General features: G+C 28.0%; 4 protein-coding genes. 1 reads left to right on the top strand and 3 read right to left on the bottom strand.

Annotated elements, in window-relative coordinates:
• On the bottom strand, nt 1–914 hold a 914-nt coding region (locus ABY298_RS15090), incomplete at its 3' end, for an IS110 family transposase (protein ID WP_372746880.1).
• Nucleotides 915–1,303: 389 nt separating this feature from the next.
• On the opposite strand from ABY298_RS15090, the gene ABY298_RS15085 reads away from it, so the two are divergent.
• Entirely contained in the window at nt 1,304–3,787 is a 2,484-nt protein-coding gene (locus ABY298_RS15085) for an SIR2 family protein (RefSeq protein WP_372746879.1), read from the top strand.
• A gap of 147 nt (nt 3,788–3,934) precedes the next feature.
• Here the strand turns inward: ABY298_RS15085 and ABY298_RS15080 are convergent, their stop codons facing one another.
• On the bottom strand, nt 3,935–4,108 hold the full coding sequence (locus tag ABY298_RS15080) for a hypothetical protein (protein ID WP_372746878.1): 174 nt from the start codon (nt 4,106–4,108) through the stop codon (nt 3,935–3,937).
• Nucleotides 4,098–4,289: hypothetical protein (locus ABY298_RS15075; protein ID WP_372746877.1), on the bottom strand; the 192-nt coding region annotated here is incomplete at its 5' end. The genes ABY298_RS15080 and ABY298_RS15075, both read right to left, overlap by 11 nt.

The raw sequence follows: 4,289 nt of genomic DNA, 5'->3' as shown, positions 1-4,289 counted from the left end.
ATTGCAAAAGCCTGTTTCAATAGTTTATTGCACACCGCCAACATAGCTAGTTTTTTGCTTTTTCCTTGGTCTACAATACGCTCATATAACTCTCTACAGGCTTTATTATATTGGCAGGCCGTAAAACTGCTCAAAAACAATTGGTTTCTTAATTTCTTGTTCCCTATTTTACTTATCCTGCTTCTCCCTCGAACACTACTGCCCGATTGCCTTATAGTTGGGGTAATACCTGCATAGCAACACAATTGCTTTGAGTTTTCAAACTTTGAAAAACCATCAGTGAATACAACCAGTAAAATGGCCGCTTTTTCCCCAATACCTGGAATGGTTTTTAAAAGTCTTAACTGTTCCTGTTGCTCTTCTTTCACCAAATCTGTTAATCGCGCCTCCAGTATTGCCAGTTCCTTATTTAATTGCCTTACCGTTCTGCTTAATGAGCGATACACTGCTTTTGAAGGTATCCCTAAAACTTCTTCTCCATCCAATTTATTCTTCATAGCGGTACGGTGCTTTACATAGGTATCCATCAATCGTAGCAACTGCAAACACTCCGCTTGACTTTTATCCTTTGCTGTATAAAGAGGCACTTCATTATTACGAGCATATTCGCAAATGGATTTTGCATCACTTTTATCCGTTTTCACCTTCGAGAGTTTCATCTGGATAAAACGCTTTACCGATAAAGGGTTTACTACCGAAACAGCATATCCTTTTTCATATAAATATTGGGCTAAACAATAGTGGTAATAGCCCGTAGCTTCCATAACCACCAAACTTTCCTTTGATAGTTTTTTAATGAATTGCTTAAATCCTTTTTCATTGTTTGCATACTGATTATGGCCCGTCTCCAAACTAAAAACATCAAATACATCTTTGCTGATGTCTATTCCAAAAAATTCTGTATTTTTATTCATAAGAACTGTTTTATGAAAGGACATTCTACTTTGCTTTCAACAACTTGAAAACGAGATCTAGGTCTCACAGAACTGAACGAAATAAAAGTAGAAAAGAGAGGGGATTATCAATGTTGCCGAAGTCTAAAGCTTCACCGTATATACTAACCTTAATCCTCTCTTTTGTTCTTTCTGATTTATATCAAATTTAATTAAAAGACAAACTTAAGCCGTATATAATTTATTGCTAGTTCTAGCCTACTTACGAAAATCCTCGCGGATTTTCTATTCGGTTTTTATTTGCTAAATTACGTGCTAAACCACGCAACAAACCATATACAACAACGTTAGGGCAAATATTGACCAAAAAAATGACTATTGAAAAGAATAAAATAAAAACTTTAAACTTCTTGATTAATCGAATCAAAGAGAAAAAGAATGAATTTGAAACTCAAATTCCCAAAACAGCTTTTTTTCTTGGAGCAGGTTGCTCAAAATCCTCTAAAATCCCTTTAGGTTCTGAAATAATAGATATTTTAAAAAAGTTATGGTATTTAGACAATTTTGAAGATAAATCAAAGTGGGTATTAAATGATTTTGAGATTGATGATTCCTTTTTTAATAAAAATAAGGATAAATTCGAACAAGAAATTAGTCAGAAAGAATTAGAATTAAAAGAAACAATCTTACAAAATAAAAAGGATGCTGATGAAAAAACATTAGAAAATATTTTTTACGATAATTTATATGGGTTTTGGTTCTCAAATTTTTCGGAAGACCCACGAGAAAGACAAAGATTAATTGAATTTTTTATTGACAAATCTTCACCAAGCGGTGCTTATATTTTATTAGCTTTTTTAATATCTAATAATATAATTAAAAATGTTTTTACCTCAAATTTTGATGATTTAATAAATCAAACATTAATACAATTTACAGATACAAAAGCAAGAGTTTATTCACACAATGAAATTGCGAGATTTATAAACATTTATAGTACAAAACCTAACATAATAAAACTCCACGGTGATTATTTATTTGAAAATTTAAAAAACACTAAACAAGAAACAGAATCTTTGGATGAAAATATGGAGACAAAATTTAGAGAAGCTCTTATTTCACAAGATCTAGTTGTAATTGGTTATAACGGTTCTGATAAGTCGATTATGCAAATACTGAAAAAGATAAAATCAGATACAAAATTTGGTTTATACTGGTGTGCTTCAAATTATGAGAATTTAAATTGGCAAGTTAAAAAACTTTTAAATTCAACGGAGAATTCATATTTTATTGAAATAGAAAAATTTGAATATTTTATTTATAAAATATATGAGAGCTTTGAAGATATTAAAACACCTGATTTTCAAGAGCTATATAACCAAAAGAATATTTTACTTTCAAAATATATAACAGAATTTAGCACTCAACTTCAAGAAATTAATTCAATAAATAATAGTCAAAAACAAATAATTTCTAACAAACTTAGTATTATACTTAATGATAATAGCTTTAAAGAAGTATATAATTTAACATTTGATAAACAATTAGAGTTCCTCAAAAACTTAAGATTAGATGGAGTAAGTAGAATTTTAAAAAACATACATACAACTTATGTCAAATCGGATGCTAGAAAATTATTTGATTCTCTTGACATAGAGCAATTTTTTCAAAATAAAATGAAAGAAGCTTCTTTAGTTCATCTTTCAAATGCTTTAACTAATTTAAAAGAAATAGATAAAGAAAGAACAATATCGTTATTAAACTCTTTAGATTCAAAATTGGTAATTTCAAAAATTCAAAATTCACAAGAAAGCGAAATTTATTCTTCTTTAGGTGAATTGGGTAAAATTTCACCAAATAAAATACTGGAAATTAAAAAAGCTATAAAACCAAAAGATAATTTATTAGAATCTATAAAAAACTCAAGAGAACTTATTTATACTTTAAGAAATATTTCAAAAGGCGAGGCGATAAATTTTATAAAATTAAATCGTAATGAAATTATAAAAAAAATTGAGAATGATAATATTAAAGATATATCATTCTTTTTGACCAACCTTAACCAAATTGACAAATTAAGTTCTCAATTAATCTTTAACAACTTAAATAATGATAAATTAAGTGAGCTGATTATTCAAGAAAACTTAAACCAAATTGGAATTTTTTCTAATTTATTTTCAAAAATTAATAAGACTAAAACATTTGAAATATTTAAAAGTATAAATAAAGAAATATTAATAAAAAAAGTTATTTCAGAGAATTTCAGTTCATTACAATTAGGTATTTATAATATATCATTATCAAACAACTATCTAGCATATAATTTAATAGAAAGTATTTCAGAAAAAGATTTATTATTAAAAGCAGAAAAATCATCTATTTTAAAATTAGCTGATGGATTAAACTCATTGTCCGAATTAAATTCAAAAAAAATTGAAAGGTTATTCAGCCACATTTCAAACGATTCGTTAATTGAAAAAATTAATAGATCTAATTTTACATATCAACAATTGGGTTCAACTATAAATAAATTATCAAAAATTGATTATTCAAAAACGAAGTTTATAATAAAAAACTCTGATTTCAGTAAATTGAGTTCTACTTTGGTTACTTCAATAAATAAATTAGGTCCACAAGTATTTCTACATTTCTTACCAATTATATCAAAAATTGATTCTAGACTAATTGACATATATACCAAACCAGAACATAATGAGTTTTTAAATGAATTGTTGTCTTGGAAAAATTTTGAAAAATATACCGTAAACTTAAAACATTTAGAAGAGTCTTTCAAAAGAAACGGAATGACTAAAGAATCAAAATTTGTAGGAGACATAATAAAGAATAACGATTTTAGATTAACGAAAAAAAATAAGAAAAAATACTTGCACTAACATCGTATAACCAAAATTGCTTAATTCAGTAAATTAACATGTTTAAAAAAAATATTAAATATAATATTGAAAAATTTCGTTTTTAAACTTGTAACTTTTCATGTTCAAAATCGTTAAAACAAAGCCTGGCTAAAAAATAGCTAGGCTTTATTTTTTTGTAAACAACCTCCGCAACAAACAAGAAACAAAAAAACTCACAACCGCTCCAATCACAGCCATAACAACTGTAAAAACAATATCATTAAAAGTGATATTTAAGATAGTGGATAGAAAAGTGCCTCCAACAATTCCAGAGCGCAGTTGTAGGTCATTATTCGCCATTGGTGTCAATTTCATTGTCAGAAACCACCGCCTGACTCACAGCAGTCGCTACAGTTCCGGCAACAGTTAAATAGGTTGCAATAGTTACAATGGTTGCAGGCAATGCAATAGGAGCTGCTATAATTGCACCACCAGTTGCGGCCAATGCAATTCCAATATTTCTCAATTTTCTAAAAAAGGT

Origin of the sequence: Lutibacter sp., from assembly GCF_041596795.1 — a bacterium.
Lineage (GTDB): Bacteria > Bacteroidota > Bacteroidia > Flavobacteriales > Flavobacteriaceae > Lutibacter.
The sequence above is the reverse complement of the archived record's forward strand: the minus strand, read 5'-3'. Positions and strand labels throughout refer to the sequence as shown.